Source organism: Vibrio sp. 947, from assembly GCF_033339115.1.
GTDB classification, from domain to species: Bacteria; Pseudomonadota; Gammaproteobacteria; order Enterobacterales; family Vibrionaceae; genus Vibrio; species Vibrio alginolyticus.
This window is the reverse complement of sequence record NZ_JAWOTX010000001.1, coordinates 20,305-43,273: the sequence shown is the minus strand read 5'-3', so window position 1 is coordinate 43,273 and position 22,969 is coordinate 20,305. Positions and strand designations below refer to the sequence as shown.

The following is a 22,969-nucleotide window of genomic DNA, read 5'->3' as shown; positions in this document are numbered from 1 at the left end:
ATCGTTAGAGTTAACTCTAAGTCAACGAACTTTTCCGCTTTTATACAAGGCAATTTTTTCTTCTAGAGCCGATAAGTGCTTTTTCTGTTGCTCAATGTGGCGTTTGAGGTTTTCTTGGTGTTGTTCTAACAGGGCTTGACGTTGTGGTACAGATTGAGAGCCGACTTCCCTTAATTTGGCATACTCTAGAATCTCTTCAAGTGGCATTGCAGTTTCTTTTAAACGCTTAACAAAGCTTATCCAGTTTAGATCTTTCGAACTATACATTCGATGTCCACTCGCGTTTCTATGGACATGTTTAAGTAAACCGATTTTTTCATAGTATCGAAGTGTATGAGCAGATAGCCCGACGAGGTCAGAAAATTCTTTGATATTCATTATTATCCTCCAAGGTAGAGCATACCCCATAGAGATAAGCTAAGTTTCGCATTTTGAAGTCATTTCGGGACAGATACAAACAGAAATCTTTAGTCTTTTAACGCTAGGTATGGTGATTTACTGGATTTTTGAAACGCGCCAAACGTGATCCATCTGCCAGTTTCGTTTTATTAACAATTGATTACTCAACGGGTTGGCTTGGCTATTTTTATCCTTTGGGCCTATTTTAGGGCGTACATAGGTCTTATGTTCTATCTTTTTAAATTTAAGTTTTTGTTAATCAAAACAATGCCTTAGTTTTGTGTTGGTCTGTTCGGGTTGTATGCCGTGTGCCCGTTATTCACTCAGAACGATTTATCGCTGTGCAATGGATGAGTCGCTACGCCTTCGATTTCAGCCTTGAGTTAGTGCTAAAAGGGTGAGTGCCTCTGATGAATAGCTTTTATAATTTCGATTATTGAATTCACTCACAAAAAAATGCAAACAAGTAATCGTGAGTGGAAACGAGCAGGAGAACAACATGAGTGGCTCACAGGAAACACAATCATTCGGTGCAAACGTTATCTTACATGCGTTTGATTGGAAGTATGCTGACATTGCCCAACGAGCAAAAGAAATCCGCGAGCTTGGTTATGGCTCTGTGTTGGTTTCGCCACCAATGAAAAGCGCACACGATGAGCGCTGGTGGCAGCGTTATCAACCACAAGATTATCGTGTTATCGATAATGCTTTGGGTGATACCAAAGATTTTATTCATATGGTTCGTGAACTGGAGCAAGTTGGTGTGTGGGTTTATGCCGACGTAGTGTTTAACCATATGGCAAATGAGGCCCACCTTCGCAGAGACCTTCAGTACCCAAGACAAGAGGTCTTGGAGGAATACCAGAACAACAAACAGAAATATCAGTCGCTAGCGTTGTTTGGCGATCTATCTCAACCACTTTTTGATGAAGAGGACTTTGTTGAAGCATTCGGCATCAAAGACTGGAAAGATAAGTGGCAGGTTCAAAACGGACGTATCACAGGTGGGCCAACCGACCCTGGCTTGCCAACTCTTCGTGTTTGTGACCATGTCGTTGAACAGCAGCGAGCGTACCTAACGGCGCTGAAAGCTATTGGTGTGAAAGGTTTTCGTATTGACGCTGCGAAACACATGACGTTAGAGCATCTTAAGCGTGTTTGGACAGACGACATCACGCGGGATGTGCATATATTTGGTGAAATTATTACCGATGGCGGTGCGACGGAAGAAGAGTATCAGCTGTTTCTTGAGCCGTATCTACAGGAAACTCGCCTAGGTGCGTACGATTTCCCTTTGTTCTCAACCATGTTTAAGGCGTTTGCTAAAAAGGGCAGCTTCAAGTCTCTGATTGATCCCTATTGTTTTGGTCAGGCTCTGTCCCCCGGTCGTGCGATTACATTTGCTATCACACATGATATTCCTAACAATGATGTCTTTCTTGATCTCATCATGGACGAGGAAAACGAATGGTTAGCTTATGCCTATATTCTAGGCCGAGATGGTGGTGTGCCGTTGATTTATACCGACTTAAACACCAGCGGTATTAAAGGCAAAAATGGTCAGCCAAGATGGCAGGGTGCATGGAGCGATCCGAGAATGGCAAAAATGATCCAGTTCCATAATATGACGCATGGCGAGCCGATGAGTGTTCTTGAAGGTAACGATGACATGCTCGTACTTAAGCGAGGTGACAAAGGTATTGTGGTGCTTAATAAATCACAGCGTCAACAGTCTTTGACATTAAAAATCGATGGTAATTGGGTTGATTTGATGACAGAACAAATCATTCCAACTGACGGTAAGTTAATCGTACCATCTAAGTCGTCAATGTTACTCGTAGCGAACTAGAAGATGTACACACCGAGGTTAGCAATTTCGGTGTGTATGTTTATCATCGTCATTCACGTTCTGCTGAAATTCAATATAAACTCAAACTCTCTCGTTTTTGCTAGAAATTTATGAGCACTCGTTAACGCAACATTCTGCTTTTAAAAAACCAATTACGTCATCTAAGCACTGATACTCTGCAACACAAAAAAGGGTTCTACCCTCTCGGCGCTGGGTGAGAAGACCAGCTGAAGCAAGGCTCGAGATATGATGAGAGAGAGTGGATGCCGGAATGCCAAGCTTTTCTTGTACGCCGCCTACCGCGATACCTTTGTATCCCGCTTTGACGACTTCTTTGTAAATACTTAAACGAGTCGGATGCCCTAACTCTTTTAGTGCTTTAGCAACGGCTTCAAGCTCCATACTGACCTCTAAAGAATGACCACAGTAATTTTGTTTCGATAATAGGGAAAGTCTCGGTAAATGCCAACTATTACGATCTCAGAACAATTTAAATCAGATGAGATTCATGCTGGCTCATGCTGGCTCATGCCTTCATGACAACAATTGTCTGTTCTAATGAGACAGATCAATCTTCATTATTATTTCACGCCACGTTCAAAATCCCTCGTCTACACTCAATGTTGAGTTGTCAGTTGGCAGACCAAGGAGGCGGCCATGATTGCGGTTCATAGAGATTATTGTTTGTCTAACAGTTCGGAGTTACATGCCCACGTTAAAGTCAATCCTGTCGGTAAATTAGAAGTTGAGATTGTTGAACTTCAAGAGCGCCACACCACAGAGTTTGATGATTTGTCTTTTGAGAGTCGTGGGTGTGAAACTCGAATCTGTGGTAAAGAAGACACAACTCCGTGGCAGTTCAATCTTGCAGTTACTGATGCGTTAGAGCTTTCTCATTTAGTGGAAGAAGCAAACGAAGAGTATGAGATTTTAATGAATGATCTTATGTAATATCGAGAAGATCATTTTATCCTGCACGGCGTGTGGCTCTGTACTGAAAAAATAAAAACCTCCCAAGTGGGAGGTTTTTAATATGGAGTGCGTTATCGTTGGATAGGCTCTTCTCTTGGTGGTGTTAGCTCTTGGACGTTATCTTCATTAAAGTCATCGGCGTAACCTTTAGGTGGCGGTGTCCAACCACGTTCTGACCGCGATAGTTTGTCATGACGATCTTTTTGCATCTCTTCCGCCATTTTCTCCTCTAACTGAATAAACAGTTGTCGGAAATTGTTGTCATAGCGTTCACCTTCAGAATCATCCTCCCAAGCTTTGTAAAGTATTTCTGACTTACGTGCTTCAACACGCTTATATGTCGCCTTCTGTTGTTCAACAAAGAAGGGGTGAATGCCAAGGGCTTTCATTGTGTGACCGCCCATCTCCAATGCAGAATGGTAGGTCTCTGATTCAATAATATCAGCCCCCGCTTGACGCAAAAGATAGCCATGTCCACGGTCAAAGGCACGTGCAATCACTGTTACTTTTGGGTACGTGTGCTTAACGTACTTCACCAGTTCTACACTCGATTCTTGGTTATCAATCGCCACAACCAACGCAGCGGCGTGCTCAATGCCGGCTGTATGTAGCATATCTGGTCGAGTCGCGTCGCCAAAATAGGCGCGAGTGCCAATCTGGCGCATGTTATCGACTTGGTCAGATTGATGGTCAAGTACTACGGTAGTCACGCCGTTTGATACCAATAGGCGATTCACTATTTGTCCAAAGCGGCCGATGCCGGCGATGATCACCGTGCCTGTTTCCTCAATCGTATCGCTTTCGCGTTCATTTGACTGGCTTTCAAAGCGCGGCAGAATCACTCTATCAAACAGAATAAACAAACCTGGTGTCAGGAACATCGAAATCGCAACCACTAACGCAAGAGTTTGTGAGAGTTCAAATGGGATGACGTGGTTTTGCACTGAAAAGCTTAGAAGCACAAAGCCGAATTCACCTGCTTGAGCCAAGCTTAGGGTAAACAGCCAGCGGTTGCTGCCTTTCACCCTAAATATCAGTGCAAGAATAAACAGCACCAAGGCTTTCAAAACCATCACGCCAATGGTCAATGCCATGACCAACCAGAAATCACCAAAAAGGACCGAGAAGTTGATCCCTGCGCCAACGGTAATAAAGAACAGACCTAACAATAGGCCTTTAAATGGTTCGATATTGGATTCTAACTCGTGGCGGAATTCACTGTTCGCCAATACAACGCCAGCCAAGAAGGTTCCTAAGGCAGGAGATAAGCCCACTAAACTCATCAGTGCAGCGATACCAATGACAAGCATGAGTGCAGTTGCGGTAAAGATTTCTCGCAAACCAGAGCTAGCCACATAATTGAGCAGCGGTCGACTTAAAAAGTGTCCACCAACGACGACGATTGCTATCGATGCTGTGATTACGATGCCGTATGCCCAGCCTGGCAACCCCGCAACGAGGCTTAATTCTTCATGGTGCGCTGCGGCTGTTTGTGCTGCGGACTGTGCCTGTTCAATTAATTCAGGTAAGGCCAATAGGGGAATGAACGCCAACATTGGTATCACTGCAATATCTTGAAAAAGCAACACGGAGAAAGCGTTTTGTCCACCTTCCGTCTTCGTTAATCCTTTTTCGCTAAAAGTTTGCAAAACAATCGCAGTAGAAGAGAGGGCGAAGATCAAACCTATGGCTAAGGCTATGGTCCAAGGCTGGTCAAAGTATAAGGCAATACCCATAATCGCCGCGACGGTACCGCCGACTTGCAGACCTCCTAAACCCATTAAGCGATTGCGCATCGCCCACAACATTTTGGGTTCGAGCTCTAAACCAACGAGAAACAGCATCATCACCACGCCAAACTCGGCAAAGTGCTGTATTGTTGTTGTTTCTTCACCGACTAAACCGATAATTGGGCCAATGACCACACCTGCGATGAGATAGCCTAAAACGGACCCAAGTCCCAAACGCTTAGCAAGTGGGACTGCAATTACAGCAGCAATCAAATATACGAAGGCTTGTAAGAATATCCCTGTCATGAAGCCTCCTTAATGAGCTCTGGCAATGCGCTGTTAAGCTTGATTAATGACGCCGCAGCTTCAACATCCAACCTATCTTCGACTAAAGCTGTTAGCAGGCTCTTGTACCGCTCAACATGACGAGGGATTCGCCCTTCTTCATCTGCTGTACGTGCGCCAAACATCGCGAGAGGGGCAATGTAGTTCATGCCGGTCAGTGCGGACATTTGTTCAATAGGCGCAAGCAGTTGACGAATCGTAAAGTGGTTGTAGCCCTCTGCCTTATAAGCTTCTTCTTTGCCCCCTGCAGACAGCACACAAAGCATGGTCTTGCCTTGCAGTACTGTGCCATCTGTACCGTAAGCAAAGCCATATTCCAAAACCAGATCTTGCCACTCTTTTAAAATCGCAGGCGTTGAATACCAATATAGTGGGAATTGGAAAATCACCACGTCATGCTCACGTAAGCGTTGCTGCTCACGGTCGATATTAATATCGAAACGAGGGTATTCGCCATAGAGATCAACACATGTCACGCCTTCAATTTTTTGAGCTTCTTTGAAAAGTGGAGTATTCACTTCTGAACGATGCTGGGAAGGATGAGCAAAGAGAATGAGTACTTTTTTATTTGCCATAGGGATCCTTGCTATCTAAATAACCATGCCCAGTAGGAGCGCGGGTTGGTTAGAAAATGTAACTCATAAATGATCGCCAAGCTAGTTTGGAAAACTGTTTAAGCTGTTTCAATATCAATAAAAAACCACCAAATAAATTGGTGGTTTTGGGAAGCGTTACGTTTTACTAATCATGAATAGGGACGACTAGAATATCCACCGGTGACTTGTTAATTAAGTGTCTGGAGTAAGAAATAATCTTGCTCCAGAAATCTTGGTGGTGACCACAAATCAGAAGATCCACTTCTTGCTCTTTAATGGTGACCTCTAATTTATCAGCCAAGTCGCCAGTACCTACGAAGAAATGTTTAAGTGGGTAATCCATGTAATCACTAAATGTTTTTAAACATTCCATTGAATGCTCATTCAACGGCCTTTGATCCGGGTTTTCTTTAATGTCTACAAGCTCACGATAGATTTCTCCGTGCGTACCATCAATATGAATAAAGGAGATATCGGAGTCGAGATAGTTTGCCATTGATACCGCTCTGTCGATAAGCACGGTGCTTTCATCTGACAGTTCGAGTGCAACAAGGATATGTTTGTATTTCATAACCACGCCCTTATGTGGATTATCTTTACCCTAAGCATAGTATGGCTTGGATAAAAATTGTGTTGCTAAGATCTCGAAATTGTTCAAAGACTTGTTAAAAAGTTAATGTGATATAACAACTTACTGTGAAACTTTCTTTTTGTTCGCATTTGGTTAGAAAGCTTGCTTTTTGAACAAAAAAGCGGCTACACTCTGTGCATCATTTCTCTAGGAGATTACGCCAACATGAAGAACTAAACCTGTCATCCATATTTTTACTTATTTTTTGGATCTGCAGGGTTAGTAGGCGTAGCTCACTTTCCGATATTTCTTTGCAACAAGACGACTTTTTGATTTGACGTATATCGTCGAACTTTACATAGAGCTTAATGCGTTTGTGCACGCGTTTTGTTGCAACCTCAAATCATAGCTACGGCTGTTGTCCCTGTCATACAGGAGGCAAATTATGCCAGTTTTACAAGCTTTTAATGTTAGCCATCAGTTTGATAATGGCGATACGCTATTCCAGTCTATTTCTTGTTCCATGACTAAACGACGTGTTGGTTTGGTTGGGCGCAATGGCATCGGCAAGTCGCTTTTGGCTTCCATTTTAGCGGGAGAAATTCAGCCTGCCAGCGGTGTTGTGACTGCTCCCTCTTCTTTCATGATGTATCGCCAGCAGCCGTCTGATCTGCTTTCAGGTCAGCAATCGATCGCCCAATTTCTGGGAACAGACTCGGCCTTACATGCTTTGAAGCAGATTGAACAAGGTGATGTTTTTGAGCATTGGTTCGAACTGGTTGGCGAACAGTGGGATATTGAACTGAAACTCAAACAGCAGCTTGCTGCGATGGGCTTGCCGCAAGACCCTGATTTCTCTTGTGCTCGGCTCAGTGGTGGTCAGTTGGCGCGTTTGCAGTTATGGCAGTTATTTGAAAACGAAACGGATCTTTTGATTCTCGATGAGCCATCCAATCACCTCGATACCGAGGCGAAACAATGGCTGATAGAGTCTATGACGCATTTCAGCGGTGCGATTTTACTCATCAGTCACGATCGCGAGCTGCTTCGAGCAATGGAGGAAATTTGGGAACTCTCGGGCCTAGGCTTACAGGTTTTTGGTGGAAATTACGATGTGTATGCCGAGCAAAAACGCACTGAGCTACAAGCGGTCGAAAGGCAGTTAGCGCAGGTCGATAAACAGAAAAAACGGTTAGCTGAGCAAGCCCAGAAAAATCGCGAAAAAGCAGACCAACGCGCCGCGCAAGGGAACAAACTGCGCAAAGACGGCAGTCAGCCCAAAATTTTGCTTGATGGCAAAAAGGATAGCGCGACCGCCAGCGCCTCAAATCGCAATAAGAATGAGCAACTCAGACAAGTGCATTTACAAGCCAAAGAGCGGGCGTTGCAATCGCGACATGAGCAGCTCAAAGCGCAAAAGCTTTATCTTGCAGATAATCCGAACCGTTCGAAAAAAGTGTTGTCGATACAAGAAGGTATATTGCCTTTTGGGGATTCTACTCCTATCACTTTGCAGATTTTTGCGAACGACAAAGTCCATCTCAAAGGGAAAAATGGATGCGGAAAGTCAACCTTGTTAAAGACGTTGCTTGGCGAGTTGTCGTTGCTGAGTGGTGAGCTGCAAGTGAATACTCCCTTGTATTATCTCGACCAACACTTTGGCGCAGTGAATCCAAATCTTTCGTTACTTGAGAACGTAATGGAGACCTGCCAAGAGATGACGGAAAGTGAAGCGAGAACCTTATTGGCGGGGATCGGTTTTCGTCGAGACACTGTGTTTCGGTTGGGATGCGTACTCAGTGGTGGCGAGAAGATGAAGCTCGCAATGCTGATCGTCAGCCATCAACACTCCCAGCCTTTGCTGCTGCTTGATGAGCCAGATAATCATCTCGATCTCGAGTCAAAAATAATGCTTAGTCAGGCGTTAAATGTGTACAAAGGTGGATTTGTTCTGATTAGTCACGACCAAGATTTCGCTTCTGAGTCTGGGGTTTTGCGCCAAATCGAGCTGACTTAGACGAAAGAGAGTAAACGCCATCGTAGCTCTTCAGCGTTGTTCCTAAGCTCTACACAGCCACTTACCGATATGTAGAATTGGCAGGAAATAAGGGAGTTAGGATGGCTTTCACAACTCGTTTAATGAAATTAGATTCATTTTGTCGATATATAGTAGAGTTCTGATGTATTGCACAAAAAGACAACAGAAAAATAAAAAGGAATTTAATGAAAAAGAACACCCTAGCGTTCGCAACGGCTCTCGCACTCGGAAGTGTGTTGTCTGTGGCGCATGCAAATGAAGCGGCGCAATCGTCGGTTGAACAGGTAACCCCGAAAGCCATCACGTATCCAACCACACAAAAAGTGGATGTTGTCGATGACTACTTTGGTACAAAAGTGAGTGATCCTTATCGCTGGTTGGAAGACGATCTCAGCCCAGAAACCGCAGAATGGGTGAAGGCACAAAATGCAGTGACGTTTGATTATCTGTCGAAAATCCCTTACCGCGAGCAGATTGAAGAGCGCATCACTAAGCTCATGGACTACGAAAAGCAAAGCCAACCGTTCAAAGAGGGTAAGTTCACTTATTTCTACAAAAATGACGGTTTACAAAACCAAGATGTGCTTTATCGGCAGTTAGGTGATGGTGACGCAGAAATGTTCCTCGATCCAAATACGTTTAGTGAGGATGGCACCACATCATTAGCTGGAGTGAGCTTTTCACGAGACGGTTCGTTGGTCGCATACAGCATTTCGGAAGGCGGTAGCGATTGGCGCAAAGTCATTGTGTTAGACACAGAAACCAAAAAGCCAGTCGGTGAAACGCTGGTGGATATTAAGTTCAGCGGCATCAGTTGGCTCGGCAATCAAGGTTTCTATTACTCGAGTTATGACAAGCCACAGGGGAGTGAACTCTCCGCGAAGACAGATCAACACAAGCTCTACTTTCATAAGCTTGGAACGAAACAAAGTGAAGACCAGCTGATTTTCGGCGGTTTTGAGGAAGAGAAATACCGTTATGTTGGCGGCTATACGTCAGATGATGAACGCTACTTGTTTATCTCAGCCAGCGTATCGACATCGGGTAACAAACTGTTCTTTAAAGATCTGAGTAAGCCAAACAGCCCGCTTAAAACCATTTTAGATAACACCAGTTCTGATACTTGGGTGATAGACAACCAAGGCACGAAGCTGTACTTGGTTACGAACCTTAACGCGCCGAACAAACGCGTCGTGACGGTGGATGCGAGTCAGCCGCAGCCCAAAAACTGGAAAGATTTGATCCCTGAAACAAAGAATGTGTTACGCGTTTCTACCGCGGGTGGCAATTTGTTTGCGAGTTATATTGTTGATGCGATCTCGATGGTGAAGCAATACGACATGAACGGCAAACTCATTCGAGAAATCAAATTGCCTGATATTGGCAGCGCATACGGTTTCTCGGGTAAAAAAGAAGAAACCGAAGTCTACTATTCTTTCACCAACTACAAGATGCCCAGCACTACGTATCGTCTGAACATCAAAGATGGTAATAGCGAGGTGTACTACAAATCTAAAGCGCCATTTGATCCAGCTTTGTATGACTCTCGCCAGGTGTTTTACACCTCAAAAGACGGAACAAAAGTGCCGATGATCATCACTTATAAAAAAGGGACACCGATGGACGGCAGCGCACCAACCATCCTATATGGTTATGGCGGCTTCAACATTAGCCTCACACCATCTTTTAGCCCGACACGTGCGGCTTGGCTGGAGCTTGGTGGTGTTTACGCGGTAGCGAACATTCGTGGCGGTGGGGAGTATGGTAAAGAGTGGCACAACGCTGGCATTCAAATGCAAAAGCAAAATGTGTTTGATGACTTTATTGCGGCGGCTGAATTTCTAATTGATGAAAAGGTAACGTCATCAAACAAGTTAGCCATTAACGGTGGATCGAATGGTGGCTTGTTAGTGGGGGCCGTTATGACGCAACGTCCACAGCTGTTTAAAGTGGCGCTGCCAGCAGTCGGCGTACTGGATATGCTGCGTTACCATACTTTTACCGCAGGTGCTGGTTGGGCGTATGATTACGGCACGGCAGAGCAAAGTAAAGAGATGTTCCAATATCTGAAAAGTTATTCGCCGGTGCACAATGTAAAAGCGGGGGTGGAATACCCAGCAACATTGATTACAACCGGTGATCATGATGACCGTGTTGTTCCTGCTCACTCATACAAATTTGCTGCTGAGTTGCAATCGAAGCAAGCGGGTTCAAATCCGACCTTAATTCGCATCGAAACCAATGCAGGACATGGTGCAGGCACACCAACGCGTAAAATAATTGAGACAAATGCAGATATTTATAGTTTTGCACTGTTCAATATGGGAATAGAGAAACTGCAATAGTGCGAATTGTTTGCGTTTTAGTTATCGAAACGCATCGGCGCTTTATCGCTCGATAATAAAAGGGAATCACAGAGAGTGATTCCCTTTTTATTTATTATAGGCCTACTATTCTAATCTGATACTAGGCTAATCAAACTAAGGTTTTTAAATTATTATAATGTTCTAATTAATCTGAAGAGTGTTGTACGATAGAAATGAAACATTGATCGCGATCACCTAAATCCATTGCACTCTCTATTTATATGGTAAAATTAATTAATCATTTGTTCTAATGATAATTGAATTTTCATAAGTTTTAATATTTCCTTCTTCATTGGTATTACCAAATTTCAAGTTATATAAGATATAAGTAGTGGTGATTGAACTTTTACGATGCTTTATTTTATTTTAATTAAAACGTCGAATGTTTCGTCATTATTGAATTTGCTTTGATAATTTATGTTATCCAAAGCGAGTTGTGTTGCTTGCTATTTATGATGACCTCATGACGTGAATAATTTTATAATCATTAAAATGGATATAGTTTTATGAATTTAGTGAAACCGTCTGTTGCCATTATGGTTGCAGCCCTACAACTCGCGTCTTCTGCCTATGCGCAGACAAACAATAACGAAGAACTACAAGATATGTCTGACCCACTTGCGGTATACACCCAAGCGGGCTTTGGTATTACTGATAAAGGCGCGAACATCAAAATCGGTCAAACTTACCAATCTAGCCAGCCTGGTACCATGGCGATGAACATCATTGAAATGAAAGGCATTGGTGGTGAGCTATTTGGCATTCGCGACAATGACGATCCAATATATGCCAACGTTGATGACAGCATTGACTCTTTCCGACTACGTAATTTCCAAGTAGAAGTCGCAAAAGGTCTAGGCCGTCAATTAGATGTAAACTACGACGTTGATAACGATAAATTAGATGCATCTTATAGCTTTATTCAAGGTCTACCTAAGTTTGGTATGTTGCAGCTATTTCCTTTAGCTGGTGCGGGTGTCACTATTGCTAATGATTTTAGTGGTGATGACAAAGGTTATGAAATTCCAGGTACTTTCACTGTTGTGGGTATGTACTCAAAAATTGAATTAACCGATAAAATCTGGATTAACTACAACCCAATGTATATGCATGCGTTGTCAGGGTCTGGTCAATATAAAGATACTTATTACGCGGGTGAAGATAATATCTTGACTCATGAGTTTGCGTTGTCTTATCAAATTAATCCTCGCGCAAATATTCGTTACTTTGCAAACTGGAATGATCACGTTAATTTCGGTGATGGTGATCACCGCATCGAATTTAACTACCAATTCTAACTCCCTCGTTTATTTCCAGAATAGAAAGCGTCTATCCATATATGTAAATATTTAGGCTAGGACACTTTCTACATAAAGTAGGTTTATCATGAAAGCCAAATATAAATTTGCGTTGGTATCTATTGCTATATCTTCTGCATTACTATCAGGATGCAAAACGGGCGATATCGCAACGAAAACTGCCCAAGCACCCTCTGTTGAAACCGTTACCCTAACCGAAACAAAAATCACTCCTTATCATACTTTTATCGGTCGAACTGAAGCGGTAAATGACGTTGATATTATGCCTCGAGTCGGTGGCGAATTAACCGCGATTCATTTTAAAGATGGCGATATGGTCGAAAAAGGCCAATTGCTGTTTGAAATCGACGACCGTCCTTACAAAGCGGCACTGGCGTATGCAAAAGCGTCGTTGCAAAAAGCAAAAGCACAACTCGTTCAAACTACGCGTGATGCAGAACGTGTGAAGAAACTCATCAAAGATAAAAGCATCAGTGAGCAGCAATACGATGACGCCATTGCTGCGCACGCCGCAGCGATTGCTTCGGTAGAAGAGGCGAAAGCGACGCTGGTTTCAGCAAGGCTCGATCTTGAATTTAGCTCTGTGCGTGCTCCTTTCTCTGGCCGCGTGGGTTTCAGCAACTTCCGAGTGGGTGACCGTATTTCGAAAATTCAACTCGTTCCTCTTGTTTCGATCACTCAAATCGACCCAATTCGCTTTGGCTTTGATGTGGATGAGAAGCTCTACCGCCGAGTAAGAAGTGCCATTGATGTGGCTCATCGTAATGATGACAAACTGGATGTTGATTTAACACTGACGCTTTCAGACGGTTCATTGTATCCGCTTGATGGCAAGATCTACGCCGTTGGCAATAAGATCGATTTAGAAACAGGCTCAATTCGAGCAGAAGCACAATTCGATAATCCAACTTACGCGCTTATGCCGGGTGAATATGGCAACTTGACCATCAAGCTGCGCAACAAAACCATTGATGGTTTGCTTATCCCATCGGCGGCTGTTCAACAAGACCAAGCGGGTGACTACGTCATGGTGGTTGGTGATGATCACGTGGTGTCTCGTCGTAACGTTGAACTCGGTCAGACCTACGGTGTGAAACGTGCTGTGCTGACTGGTTTGGCGGCTAACGAAAAAGTCATCGTCCATGGTCTACAAAAAGTGCGTCCGGGTGCAACGGTGAAAGACGTTGAGCTACAGAGTGAACAAGGCTGAGTGAGTACTGATGTTAAGTAAATTTTTCATTCACCGGCCGAAATTTGCTTTGGTGATCTCACTGGCGATGACATTGATGGGTATGATCGCCCTGAAAGTCTTGCCAATTTCTGAGTATCCTCAAATCTCTCCAACGGTAATTACGGTGAGCACCATGTATCCGGGTGCAAATGCGGACGTGGTTAAAAAGACCGTAGCACAACCGATAGAAGCCAAAGTCAACGGCGTTGAAGACATGATTTACATGTCTTCTGTGATTGGTAACGATGGCTCATACACATTGCGTATTTACTTCCGAGTGGGCGCAGATGGCGATATGGCGCAGGTTCGTGTGAACAACTTGGTGGCACAGGCGACGTCGTCTCTACCACAAGAAGTAAACCAAATCGGTGTGACGGTTAAGAAGAAATCTTCCGACATGCTGGGCGTTATCACACTGCGTTCTCCGAAACAGTCTCACGACAGTATCTACCTTTCTAACTACGCGGATCTCAATATTGTCGAGCGTCTAAAACGTATCGAAGGTATGAGTGACATTACGCTGCTGGGTAAGAAAGACTACTCAATGCGTATTTGGTTGAACCCAAATAAACTGGCTACCTTGAAGCTTTCTGCTAGCGATGTTATTGGCGCAATTAAAACGCAAAACATCCAAGTGGCGGCGGGTAAGATCGGTGGTATGCCAGCTCCGGGTGACCAGCAATATCAATATGTTTTGCAAACCAAAGGCCGCCTCACTTCTGCGGAAGAGTTCGAGAACATCATCATTCGTGCGAGCAAGAAAGATTCTTTGATTCGCTTGAAAGATGTGGCTCGTGTCGAAGTTGGTGCACAAGGTTACGAAGCTGATGGTCGTATGAATAACGAACCAGCCGCCGTTCTGGCCTTGTACCAGTTACCGACCGCGAACGCGCTAGACGTGATGGAACGCGTGAAAGAGGCCATGACAGAGTACGAGAAATCGTTTCCTGGTGATTTGGTCTACGACATCGCGTATGACTCTACCGAATACGTAGAGACATCGATTGATGAAGTGTATGAGACGCTGGTGATTGCGGTACTTCTTGTCACCTTCGTTGTGTACGTTTTCTTGCAGAACTGGCGAGCGACCATCATTCCAACCTTAGCGATTCCGGTTTCCATTATTGCGACGTTCGCAATCATGGGCGTGATGGGCATGACCATTAACACGATCTCGTTGTTTGGCTTGATCCTCGCCATCGGTATCGTGGTGGACGATGCGATCATCGTGGTAGAGAATGTGGAGCGGGTTATCCATGAAGAGCATTTAGACCCGATTCCGGCCACGATCCAAGCTATGAAAGAAGTGACAGGGCCAGTATTGGCAACAACGCTTATTTTGTTGGCGGTATTTGTACCGGTTGCGCTATTGCCGGGTATTTCTGGTCGAATGTTCAACCAGTTCGCGGTCACCATCTGTGTATCGGTGCTGATCTCTGCGATCAACGCATTAACGTTAACGCCAGCGCTTTGTGCGTTGATGTTGAAATCTACTCACTCGCAACCTATTGCGCCTTTGCGTGCGTTTAACCGAGGTTTTGAAGCAATAACGCGCAAATACCAAGGTTTAGTTGGCTTCTTGAGCCGCCGCATTGTGCTGAGTATCGGTGTTTATGGCGCGCTTATTGCGGTGCTGGCATTTGCGTTCATGACCGTACCTTCTTCTTTCGTTCCGAACGAAGATAAAGGCGTGTTCATGGTCGAAATGCGTTTGCCAGACGCAGCAGCATTGCAGCGTACTGCACCATTAATGAAGAAGTACGTTGATGAGCTAAAACAGATGGAAGGTGTGGAGAACGTGGTTTCGGTTGCGGGCTTCTCGGTAATTAACATGGCGTCGATTCCAAACTCGGGCATGTTGATCATCAAACTGGATAACTGGAGCAAACGTAAAGACCCTGAGCTACACCAACGCGCATTGATGAATAAAGTTAACCAAATGCTGAACTCAACGCCAGATGCCGCTTCGTTCGTTTTCGCGACACCGGCAATCAAAGGTATGGGTGCGGTGGATGGTTTCAACCTTGTGCTGCAGGACAACTTGGGCCGTTCTCCACAAGAGTTGGCAAAAACAACCGCTGATTTTGTTGCCCAAATCAACCAACTGCCTGAAGTGGCACGTGCGTTCTCGATTTTCCGTGCGAATATTCCGCAACGTTACATCGATATTGATCGCGATAAAGCGATTTCGATGGGCGTACCGTTGAATGAAATCTTCAGCACACTGCAAGCACAGTTGGGCGGCGCCTACATTTCTGACTTCAACTTGTTTGGTCGTTCGTACCAAGTGAAAGTGCAAGCAGAAGAGCAATACCGTGACAATATCGACGACATCAACCATCTGTTTGTTCGCTCAAGCTCTGGAAAAATGGTGTCACTGGCAACGCTAGTGAAAGTGAAGCCGATCTTCGGCCCAGATACCTTGTCGAACTACAACATGTTCAGTTCTGCAACCGTGAACGGTGCGCCAGCGCCAGGTTACAGCTCGGGTGATGTTGTAAAAGCCATTGAAAAACTGGCTGCGGAATCTTTGCCAAGTGGTTACTCATACGAGTGGTCAGGCATGACTTACCAAGAGATGAAAGCAGGCAACATGGCGCCGATCGCGTTCGCATTGTCTTTGCTGTTCACATACTTGTTCTTGGTGGCTCAGTACGAAAGTTGGACCATTCCTGCAGCGGTAATGATGGCGGTTCCAGTCGCGATTCTCGGCGCAATGGGCACGCTACTGCTGGTGGGACAACCGTTCGACTTGTACGTGCAGATTGGTGTGGTCATCTTGATCGGTATGTCCGCCAAAGTGGCGATTCTTATCGTGGAATTTGCCAAAGTTCTGCGAGAAGAAAAGGGCTTATCCATCATTGATGCTGCCAAAGAAGCTGCTCGAATCCGTTTCCGTGCAGTACAGATGACCGCATTTGCCTTCATCTGGGGGGTATTCCCGTTGGTGATTGCATCGGGTGCCGGTGCGGCATCTCGTCACTCACTGGGCTTTGCAGTATTCGGCGGCATGATTCTCTCTACGTTTGTAGGCACGTTACTGACGCCAGTGTTCTTCGTGATGATGCAATCTCTGCGCGAGAAGTTTAAGCGAAAGAAACCCACTGAACTTGAGGTGAGCGAGCAATAACGCTGATTTCAACTGACTGACTCCACAACACCCCCACGCTGTGTGCGATTGGCCAATGCCTTTCATTGATATACAACCACCGTCGCAGCGTGGGTTCCCCAAACAATAATAGGTTTTAGCATGAAAAATCTTTCAAAAATCGTCGTAGCGAGCTCTCTACTGACGTGTGCTGCTGCGCAAGCGGGAGGGTTATACCTTTACGAAACAACTGCATCGGATATTGGTTTGGCATCCGCTGGTATGGCGGCTCGTGCGCAAGATGCCTCAGTAATGGCAGCAAACCCGGCTGGTCTGGCGAATGTTTCTGGTAAATCTTTCTCTGGTAACCTGATTGGCCTTTACGGTGACGCGCAACTAGACACGATGACTGGCGATGCGGGCAACGTGATTGGTTTTGTTCCTATGGCGTCGGCATTTTACAGCCAACAAGTAAACGACAAATGGACGCTGGGTATTGGTCTGTATGGCAACTACGGCCTTGGCCTCGAGTACGAAGGTCTTTTGGATAATCATTTAGATATTCCTACAGCAACGACGCAAGCCTTAACCATTCAACCTTCCGCTTCTTACCGCATCAATGATCACTGGTCTGTGGGTGCGGCGCTTGGTATTCAGTACGGTATGTATGAAGTGGAAACGAAGGGAGTCTTGAACTTCAATGACGAAGACCAAGATACTCAGGTCAACGGCCGAGTAGGTGTGCTTTATGAGGCAACATCAGGCACGCGTCTTGGTCTGTCTTACTCTTCTGAAGCCGAATTTGAATTCGACAAGAGTAACTCCATTGCTCCACAACAACTGATCTTCAGTGCTTACCACGAAGTGAATGATGACCTAGCGGTGATGTGGAACGTGAACTGGCAAGACTGGAGCGAATACACAACCACGCTGAACGTAGAGACACAAGACACTTACCAAATCGCATTAGGTACTCAGTACAAACTGAATGAAAAAATGATGTGGAATGCAGGTTTTGCATTCGATACCAGCATGTATGAAAGTCAATCAAACGGTGACATTACCGTTCCTACTGGCAAGGCGTACCGCATTGGTACAGGCATTGATTACAAATTGGATTCAGAAAACTCAATTGGTTTCGCGTTGGAAGCGATCTTGATGGAATCGTCGGAAACGCCACGCTTACAAGCTGGCTTTGATGAGCCTGCTCTGTACTTCATGAGCATGAGCTACAACTGGAAAAACTAATCATTCCTAATCGCTAAAACGCCTTCCTTACAGGCCATTCCACCCTAACTACCTGCACTGGATGCTGTCACACCATCTAAGGTAGTTAGGGCGCTTCTGTCACATCCAGTGAGTGATGATTCAAAAAGTCTCTGCGCAGCTAAGTGCGGGTATTCAACATCTCAAAGGACTAAAAAATGAAAAATAAACTAGCGTTAGTGTGTACGACTTTGTTGGTCAGTACGCTGGCTCATGGTGCCGAGCATCGAGTAAAAGACAATAAAAACAAGTTGGCGGATGACCCAACAAAAGTCATCACGAAATTTGGCGCCTCATACGCAAACAACTACGATTTTGATGATCAAAACATCTCATTCTCGGGCTCACTTGCGCTTGACCAAGCGCGCAAAATTAACCTGCGTATCAATGATGATGCGAGCGAGTGGCGTATTGGTGGCTCGTGGCTGTTTCCGGTCGGTATCGTGAACTTCAACTTCGGTAAAAATGAATACGTAAACGGCGCGGATCAAACCAACTACAGCGTTGGTACCTTTATGCCGCTAAGTTATTTCGGGATTGAGCCAGCAGGCTTCCAAATTTTCCCAATGGCAGGCTATACGTACAACACTGGTGATGTTCCTGTTTGTGACGGTGCAGAAAGTAGTCTCTGTAGCGAGCCTAACTTTACGGGTACGCCAAGTGCAGAGAATGGCTTCAATATGATGAGCTCTTCAGGCAGTAGCGGTTACGTTGGTGCATTTGCGCTGAAATCGTTTACCAAAGAGCTGACGTTAATCAGCTTCGCAGCAGGCACTTACGGCTCAGAAAACAGTGAAGGAGAGAACTACAAAGGCTTCTTTGGTGGTATCGGCCTTGGTTACCTCGTGAGCAAACGCCACTCTTTTAACGTAATGACGTTTGTCATGGACAACAACACCTATTTGGATGAAGCAGACAAGCGCATCGTATTATCATATCAATATCAATTTGAATAAATAAAAACGCAGCCCAAATAGCTGCGTTTTTACTTTGATAGAATGAACTAGTGAATTGAGTTGTTTTCTTCGATCTTTTTCTGGTATTGGTGTTTTAATATATACATGCGCTTAACATCGCTGTAAGCGCCGTTAATAAAGTATTCCTCTACAAGGTGACCTTCTTCGATAAAGCCGCATTTTTTGTATAAGTGAATAGCGACTTCGTTATCCAATGCGACTAATAAGTAGATTTTACGTAGATTAAGAATTGAGAATGAGTAATCTAACGCACGATTAATCATCTCTGTCGCATAACCTCGGCCTTGATGCTCTGGGGCGATGATTATCTGAAATTCCGCGCTGCGGTGAATGTAGTTAATCTCGATCAGCTCAACTAAGCCAATTACGATGCCGTCTTCATCTTCGACGACAAAACGTCTTTCAGCGTCATCATGTATATGTTTTCGATAAAGTTCTTCGAGCTCGTCATAAGACTCGTAAGGTTCTTCGAACCAGTAGGCCATGATATTTCGGTTGTTATTCAGTTCATGAATAAAGCGCAAATCAGAACGCTCTAATGCACGCATTTTTAGGCCTTTCTTCATCATTTTTCTCCAATGAGGGCGGAGAATACCTCCGCACTTGATGCTAGAAGATATTACCGTATTTCACAAGAATCGCGCATCTTTTTTTGGAAAATATCCTGTGATTTTCAATGTGGAAACTTAGAGTTCACGACAAATATAAATTAATCTTTACGATAAAAAACTCGATTAGGTGCTTTGCCTAATATCGTATTAAATACCGCGCAACGACTTAGTGTCTTAATCTAAACAAACAAGGTATTCAATATGTTTTCAATCGGTGACGTAGTAGTAGCGACTAAAGGTATCGATCTTGGCGAAATGGTTGTTACAGGTTTAAGCAGTGGCGGTTTTTACACACATGTAAAAGCAGGCGAAAAAACACTAACTTACCCAGCTAAAGATCTTAAGAAAGCATAATTAAATTTGCTCATTCTTATTTTTAACTGGCTTAAAGTTCGTATTAGTTATTTTAAGCGGGTTAGAATCGACAAAAGGTAGCGCAATGAGTCGCTACCTTTTTTTTATTTTTTCTACCTTTCTTCACCAATATGAAACTCAACGCGATTTCTTCCGGTTTCTTTTGCCTTGTAAAGTGCTAAGTCGGCGCGTTTAACGAGTGGTTCAAATGAGTCGTCGAGACGACAGACTTGAGTTACCCCAATACTCGCGGTGAAGCTCATATCACAACCTGAATGTTGAACGGTCGTCGTTTCTAGTGCATTACGAATCGTTTCTAATGTGTCTAGAGCTTGCTGTGATGAGCGACTTCTTAATACGATGGCAAACTCTTCACCGCCAACTCTGGCAAGTAAGTCACAATCAAGTAGATGACTTTTAATAGTATTAACTGCATGGATCAGTGATTTATCGCCTGCGTCATGACCAAATCGGTCATTGAGGCTTTTAAAATTGTCGAGATCTAAAATAGCAACATGGAAGTCAATGCCCTGGGTTCGGTATTCATTTAGGCGGCTTTCGATTTGTCGCATGAACTCTCTGCGGTTTGGAATACCTGTTAGATCATCCGCCGTGGCGAGGTGTTCCATTTTCATAATCTGTATATGAAGGGCAATGTTTAAAGCAATCCAATTAGCGATGCACTGAAGCTGTGCCGCTTGTTCGTTTGTGTAAATGTGCGTTTGATGATGCGCAACATTAAGCGTTCCTAGGCAGACTTTACCGTGCATTAAAGGCGCGTCCATACACGTACCCATACCATTGGATGCGAGCATCACACAATCGATCTCATCAGATTGCGTAACATCGTCGCAGATCATCAGTTGTTGCTTTTTGAACACTCGGCCAACAAACGCTTGATGAATGGGCACTAAAAATTCAGCGGGAATCGCTTTACTACCAGAGAAAGAGTAGACCTTTAAATGATCATTGTTTTCATAAAGTGTGATACTCGCACGGTCAGAATTAAATATACGATTTATCCATTCTGCCACCGTATCAAGTACTTGCTGTAGTGTTTCCGATTGAGCTAAAAAGTGAACAAACCCTATCGGCATACATATCAGACTTTCCATGTTTTGCATCGATAAGTCATCAGGGTTAAAAGTTCTTTCAAGTCTCAATAGACATCTCCTTGGCAATGTTGCAAATACCAACAATAAATTACGTGAAGCTATTTTGTAGAAAATGTGCTTCTTGGTAAGAGTATGGTTCAATTATCGCTGTTTGTGTGCATTTGGTTGCTTAATGTGGGCGTTAACTCACCCTAAATAAGTAAATCTTATACCTATTTATAAGTAAGTCATTACTCAATAAGTGGTGTTTTTAAGATGGAAGTACAGAATGAGCCCTTCTGGAAGAGAAGGGCTAGAAAAGGATACAAATAGGGTTAGGTGAGTGGTGACTTAATTGTCTTTGTACTTTTGTAAAATCAACTGACTTATCTGCGCAACGAGTTGGTCCCTAGCTTGAAGTGAGAGCTCGGTTTCTGTGACATAAATACTAATGTAAACAGGTCGATGATTTTCCTTCCATATAATCGCGTTAATGCCACGCGAACCATGACCTCCCGCACCAGAACGGTCTGCAATAGACCAACCTGTTGGTAATACAGAACGCATTAACGAGTCTGAAACTTTGTTGTCCTGCATCCAGATTTTTAATTGTACACGAGACTCATAAGACAACGTTTCGCCTTCGACCAAGGTTCGTAGAGTGTTTAGTATGGCGTTAGGTGTGGTTGTGTCGCGGCTGTCGCCTGGTGTGGCTTCGTTCAAGCGAGGTTCTATTCTGTCTAGGCGCGTTGCTTTATCTCCAATTGTTCGCAGAAACATTGTTACGGCCTTAGGGCCGCCAATTTCATTTAATACCAAGTTGGCTGCAGTATTATCACTCATTAACATAGCGGCTTCACACGCGTGCTCTATGCGTGTGTTTTGGCCTGCGAGCTTATCCATCACTGGAGACCATACAACGATACTGCGCTCATCGACTTTTGCGGTCGCATTTTTACTTAGCTTACCGCTGTCCATATCACTTAGCATTTTTGCACAAGCTAGGGTTTTGAATGTGCTCATGAGTGGGAAGCGTTCATCGCCACGGTAATCCCAACGCTCGTCTGCTTGGGTATCCCAAACTGACACCCCAATTCTGCTTGAGGTTTGTTGCTCGAGGAGAGAAATGTCCTCATTCAATTGGGACGCGTAACTTAGGGTTGAGCAAACCATTAGCCCTGCCAACAAAAATAACTTTTTCATGGATCGTGTTCTTCAATTTTAGTTTTAGTTCGCACGGTAGCGATGTCACGTAAACTATAACGAGCCAATACTCTAAACACTGTTAAATCTATGTCTATTTTATGTAGGATTCTTTGCAATACGCTTAAACGGTCTCAATATGGGGAGAAGAGTGTTGCTATCAAGGCCTGTAGTTTGGCTTATATATTACGTCGGTGATTCGGTCACAAAATATCTTAGCGTGAGACACTGGCTCAGAATTTCTTATCATGAGCTAACGAATAGTTTGATCCAGAGAAATAAAAGGAGCTGAATCATCAGCTCCTTTGTCTATTTGGATAATTACTTACAGTTCAATCTTTTTAACCATGCCCGATTCTGCATGGCCCGGAATGTTGCACGCGAACTCAATCTTGTTGTCACCGTGGAAATGCCACAACAACTGCTTCGCTTTGCCCGGTTCGACCGTCACAGAGTTGCCCGAGTCGTGCATATGATCACCGCTCATTGTCTTCATCATTTCGCGATGTTCTAGCTGCTCTTTGGCCGAACCAATCGTAAACTCGTGGTTGATCTTACCTGTGTTCATCACAACAAATTGCACCACATCGTTTGGCTCAATTTTAACGTCTTTCTTGAACTTGATGGTCATGTCATCACCCAAGATAACGTGTACCACCTTGTCTGGCTTTGCCCCTTTTGCTGGCATACCAACTGCCGACATGCCCGGCATATCCATCATGTTTGAATGGTCCATTTTACTGTGGTCCATCTTCATGCTGCCGTGGTCCATATTTTCATGCTTCATGTTGCTATGATCCATGTTCGCGTGGTCCATGTTTGAATGATCCATTTGGGCAAACGCAGTCGTTGTTGTTAGGGCTAGAGCAAGAGTGATTAGTGTCTTTTTCATTTTTATATCCTTGTTTTAATTCATTAATAACTTGGTTGCTTCCCCTCAAACGGCATGTTTGAGAGGAA

General features: G+C 44.3%; 19 protein-coding genes. 10 read left to right on the top strand and 9 right to left on the bottom strand.

Annotated elements, in window-relative coordinates; translation table 11 throughout:
* Positions 1 to 21 precede the first annotated feature (21 nt).
* Positions 22 to 378, bottom strand: a complete 357-nt coding sequence (locus R7Q39_RS00170) for a MerR family transcriptional regulator (RefSeq protein WP_005375386.1) — start codon at positions 376 to 378, stop codon at positions 22 to 24.
* 520 nt (positions 379 to 898) lie between these two features.
* On the opposite strand from R7Q39_RS00170, the gene R7Q39_RS00165 reads away from it, so the two are divergent.
* Positions 899 to 2,248 carry an alpha-amylase family protein gene (locus tag R7Q39_RS00165; protein WP_237305764.1) on the top strand — a complete coding sequence of 450 codons (1,350 nt, stop codon included), beginning with the start codon at positions 899 to 901 and terminating at the stop codon, positions 2,246 to 2,248.
* Between the two features lie 108 nt (positions 2,249 to 2,356).
* Here R7Q39_RS00165 and R7Q39_RS00160 read toward each other — a convergent pair whose 3' ends face one another.
* Positions 2,357 to 2,650, bottom strand: coding sequence for an ArsR/SmtB family transcription factor (locus tag R7Q39_RS00160; protein ID WP_005375388.1), 294 nt, complete (start codon positions 2,648 to 2,650; stop codon positions 2,357 to 2,359).
* Between the two features lie 255 nt (positions 2,651 to 2,905).
* Between R7Q39_RS00160 and R7Q39_RS00155 the strand changes: the two genes are divergently transcribed.
* Positions 2,906 to 3,199, top strand: coding sequence for a hypothetical protein (locus R7Q39_RS00155; protein ID WP_005375389.1), 294 nt, complete (start codon positions 2,906 to 2,908; stop codon positions 3,197 to 3,199).
* Positions 3,200 to 3,291: 92 nt separating this feature from the next.
* Here R7Q39_RS00155 and R7Q39_RS00150 read toward each other — a convergent pair whose 3' ends face one another.
* The 3 genes from R7Q39_RS00150 to R7Q39_RS00140 all read right to left on the bottom strand — a co-directional run bounded on the left by R7Q39_RS00150 (position 3,292) and on the right by R7Q39_RS00140 (position 6,462).
* A complete protein-coding gene (locus R7Q39_RS00150; protein WP_005375390.1) occupies positions 3,292 to 5,256 on the bottom strand; it encodes a monovalent cation:proton antiporter-2 (CPA2) family protein in 1,965 nt (654 codons plus the stop codon).
* A complete protein-coding gene (locus R7Q39_RS00145; RefSeq protein WP_318075637.1) occupies positions 5,253 to 5,870 on the bottom strand; it encodes an NAD(P)H-dependent oxidoreductase in 618 nt (205 codons plus the stop codon). Before R7Q39_RS00145 ends, R7Q39_RS00150 begins: the two co-directional genes overlap by 4 nt.
* A gap of 166 nt (positions 5,871 to 6,036) precedes the next feature.
* Complete coding sequence (locus R7Q39_RS00140; RefSeq protein WP_005375398.1) at positions 6,037 to 6,462, bottom strand: universal stress protein; 426 nt, start codon at positions 6,460 to 6,462, stop codon at positions 6,037 to 6,039.
* Positions 6,463 to 6,907: 445 nt separating this feature from the next.
* On the opposite strand from R7Q39_RS00140, the gene R7Q39_RS00135 reads away from it, so the two are divergent.
* The 7 genes from R7Q39_RS00135 (at position 6,908) to R7Q39_RS00105 (ending at position 18,726) form a co-directional block, all read left to right on the top strand.
* Positions 6,908 to 8,479: an ATP-binding cassette domain-containing protein gene (locus R7Q39_RS00135; RefSeq protein ID WP_318075636.1), complete on the top strand. Its 1,572-nt coding sequence runs from the start codon at positions 6,908 to 6,910 to the stop codon at positions 8,477 to 8,479.
* Between the two features lie 206 nt (positions 8,480 to 8,685).
* Entirely contained in the window at positions 8,686 to 10,845 is a 2,160-nt protein-coding gene (locus R7Q39_RS00130) for a prolyl oligopeptidase family serine peptidase (protein ID WP_318075635.1), read from the top strand.
* 527 nt (positions 10,846 to 11,372) lie between these two features.
* The gene (locus tag R7Q39_RS00125; RefSeq protein ID WP_318075634.1) at positions 11,373 to 12,164 is read left to right on the top strand and encodes a hypothetical protein; all 792 of its coding nucleotides are present in this window, start codon (positions 11,373 to 11,375) and stop codon (positions 12,162 to 12,164) included.
* Positions 12,165 to 12,252: 88 nt separating this feature from the next.
* The gene (gene vmeP / locus R7Q39_RS00120; protein ID WP_318075633.1) at positions 12,253 to 13,395 is read left to right on the top strand and encodes an efflux RND transporter periplasmic adaptor subunit VmeP; all 1,143 of its coding nucleotides are present in this window, start codon (positions 12,253 to 12,255) and stop codon (positions 13,393 to 13,395) included.
* Positions 13,396 to 13,405: 10 nt separating this feature from the next.
* On the top strand, positions 13,406 to 16,546 hold the full coding sequence (vmeQ, locus tag R7Q39_RS00115) for an efflux RND transporter permease subunit VmeQ (RefSeq protein WP_318075632.1): 3,141 nt from the start codon (positions 13,406 to 13,408) through the stop codon (positions 16,544 to 16,546).
* Positions 16,547 to 16,666: 120 nt separating this feature from the next.
* Positions 16,667 to 17,752: an OmpP1/FadL family transporter gene (locus R7Q39_RS00110; protein WP_017635244.1), complete on the top strand. Its 1,086-nt coding sequence runs from the start codon at positions 16,667 to 16,669 to the stop codon at positions 17,750 to 17,752.
* 176 nt (positions 17,753 to 17,928) lie between these two features.
* The gene (locus tag R7Q39_RS00105; RefSeq protein WP_005385112.1) at positions 17,929 to 18,726 is read left to right on the top strand and encodes a hypothetical protein; all 798 of its coding nucleotides are present in this window, start codon (positions 17,929 to 17,931) and stop codon (positions 18,724 to 18,726) included.
* Positions 18,727 to 18,773: 47 nt separating this feature from the next.
* Here the strand turns inward: R7Q39_RS00105 and speG are convergent, their stop codons facing one another.
* Positions 18,774 to 19,313, bottom strand: coding sequence for a spermidine N1-acetyltransferase (gene speG, locus R7Q39_RS00100; protein ID WP_258481298.1), 540 nt, complete (start codon positions 19,311 to 19,313; stop codon positions 18,774 to 18,776).
* Positions 19,314 to 19,559: 246 nt separating this feature from the next.
* On the opposite strand from speG, the gene R7Q39_RS00095 reads away from it, so the two are divergent.
* Positions 19,560 to 19,712, top strand: a complete 153-nt coding sequence (locus R7Q39_RS00095; protein WP_005375418.1) for a hypothetical protein — start codon at positions 19,560 to 19,562, stop codon at positions 19,710 to 19,712.
* 113 nt (positions 19,713 to 19,825) lie between these two features.
* Here R7Q39_RS00095 and R7Q39_RS00090 read toward each other — a convergent pair whose 3' ends face one another.
* From R7Q39_RS00090 to copI, 3 genes are all read right to left on the bottom strand, one after another.
* The gene (locus R7Q39_RS00090; RefSeq protein WP_318075631.1) at positions 19,826 to 20,875 is read right to left on the bottom strand and encodes a sensor domain-containing diguanylate cyclase; all 1,050 of its coding nucleotides are present in this window, start codon (positions 20,873 to 20,875) and stop codon (positions 19,826 to 19,828) included.
* Between the two features lie 282 nt (positions 20,876 to 21,157).
* On the bottom strand, positions 21,158 to 22,009 hold the full coding sequence (locus R7Q39_RS00085; protein WP_005375420.1) for a carbenicillin-hydrolyzing class A beta-lactamase CARB-42: 852 nt from the start codon (positions 22,007 to 22,009) through the stop codon (positions 21,158 to 21,160).
* A gap of 325 nt (positions 22,010 to 22,334) precedes the next feature.
* Positions 22,335 to 22,901, bottom strand: a complete 567-nt coding sequence (gene copI / locus R7Q39_RS00080; protein WP_213897577.1) for a copper-resistant cuproprotein CopI — start codon at positions 22,899 to 22,901, stop codon at positions 22,335 to 22,337.
* Between the last annotated feature and the right edge of the window lie 68 nt (positions 22,902 to 22,969).

What these genes read in the sequence shown, in the direction of transcription:
- R7Q39_RS00170 (WP_005375386.1), bottom strand. Translation starts at nt 378, where the DNA reads ATGAATATCAAAGAATTTTCTGACCTCGTCGGGCTATCTGCTCATACA.
- R7Q39_RS00165 (WP_237305764.1), top strand. Translation starts at nt 899, where the DNA reads ATGAGTGGCTCACAGGAAACACAATCATTCGGTGCAAACGTTATCTTA.
- R7Q39_RS00160 (WP_005375388.1), bottom strand. Translation starts at nt 2,650, where the DNA reads ATGGAGCTTGAAGCCGTTGCTAAAGCACTAAAAGAGTTAGGGCATCCG.
- R7Q39_RS00155 (WP_005375389.1), top strand. Translation starts at nt 2,906, where the DNA reads ATGATTGCGGTTCATAGAGATTATTGTTTGTCTAACAGTTCGGAGTTA.
- R7Q39_RS00150 (WP_005375390.1), bottom strand. Translation starts at nt 5,256, where the DNA reads ATGACAGGGATATTCTTACAAGCCTTCGTATATTTGATTGCTGCTGTA.
- R7Q39_RS00145 (WP_318075637.1), bottom strand. Translation starts at nt 5,870, where the DNA reads ATGGCAAATAAAAAAGTACTCATTCTCTTTGCTCATCCTTCCCAGCAT.
- R7Q39_RS00140 (WP_005375398.1), bottom strand. Translation starts at nt 6,462, where the DNA reads ATGAAATACAAACATATCCTTGTTGCACTCGAACTGTCAGATGAAAGC.
- R7Q39_RS00135 (WP_318075636.1), top strand. Translation starts at nt 6,908, where the DNA reads ATGCCAGTTTTACAAGCTTTTAATGTTAGCCATCAGTTTGATAATGGC.
- R7Q39_RS00130 (WP_318075635.1), top strand. Translation starts at nt 8,686, where the DNA reads ATGAAAAAGAACACCCTAGCGTTCGCAACGGCTCTCGCACTCGGAAGT.
- R7Q39_RS00125 (WP_318075634.1), top strand. Translation starts at nt 11,373, where the DNA reads ATGAATTTAGTGAAACCGTCTGTTGCCATTATGGTTGCAGCCCTACAA.
- vmeP (WP_318075633.1), top strand. Translation starts at nt 12,253, where the DNA reads ATGAAAGCCAAATATAAATTTGCGTTGGTATCTATTGCTATATCTTCT.
- vmeQ (WP_318075632.1), top strand. Translation starts at nt 13,406, where the DNA reads ATGTTAAGTAAATTTTTCATTCACCGGCCGAAATTTGCTTTGGTGATC.
- R7Q39_RS00110 (WP_017635244.1), top strand. Translation starts at nt 16,667, where the DNA reads ATGAAAAATCTTTCAAAAATCGTCGTAGCGAGCTCTCTACTGACGTGT.
- R7Q39_RS00105 (WP_005385112.1), top strand. Translation starts at nt 17,929, where the DNA reads ATGAAAAATAAACTAGCGTTAGTGTGTACGACTTTGTTGGTCAGTACG.
- speG (WP_258481298.1), bottom strand. Translation starts at nt 19,313, where the DNA reads ATGAAGAAAGGCCTAAAAATGCGTGCATTAGAGCGTTCTGATTTGCGC.
- R7Q39_RS00095 (WP_005375418.1), top strand. Translation starts at nt 19,560, where the DNA reads ATGTTTTCAATCGGTGACGTAGTAGTAGCGACTAAAGGTATCGATCTT.
- R7Q39_RS00085 (WP_005375420.1), bottom strand. Translation starts at nt 22,009, where the DNA reads ATGAAAAAGTTATTTTTGTTGGCAGGGCTAATGGTTTGCTCAACCCTA.
- copI (WP_213897577.1), bottom strand. Translation starts at nt 22,901, where the DNA reads ATGAAAAAGACACTAATCACTCTTGCTCTAGCCCTAACAACAACGACT.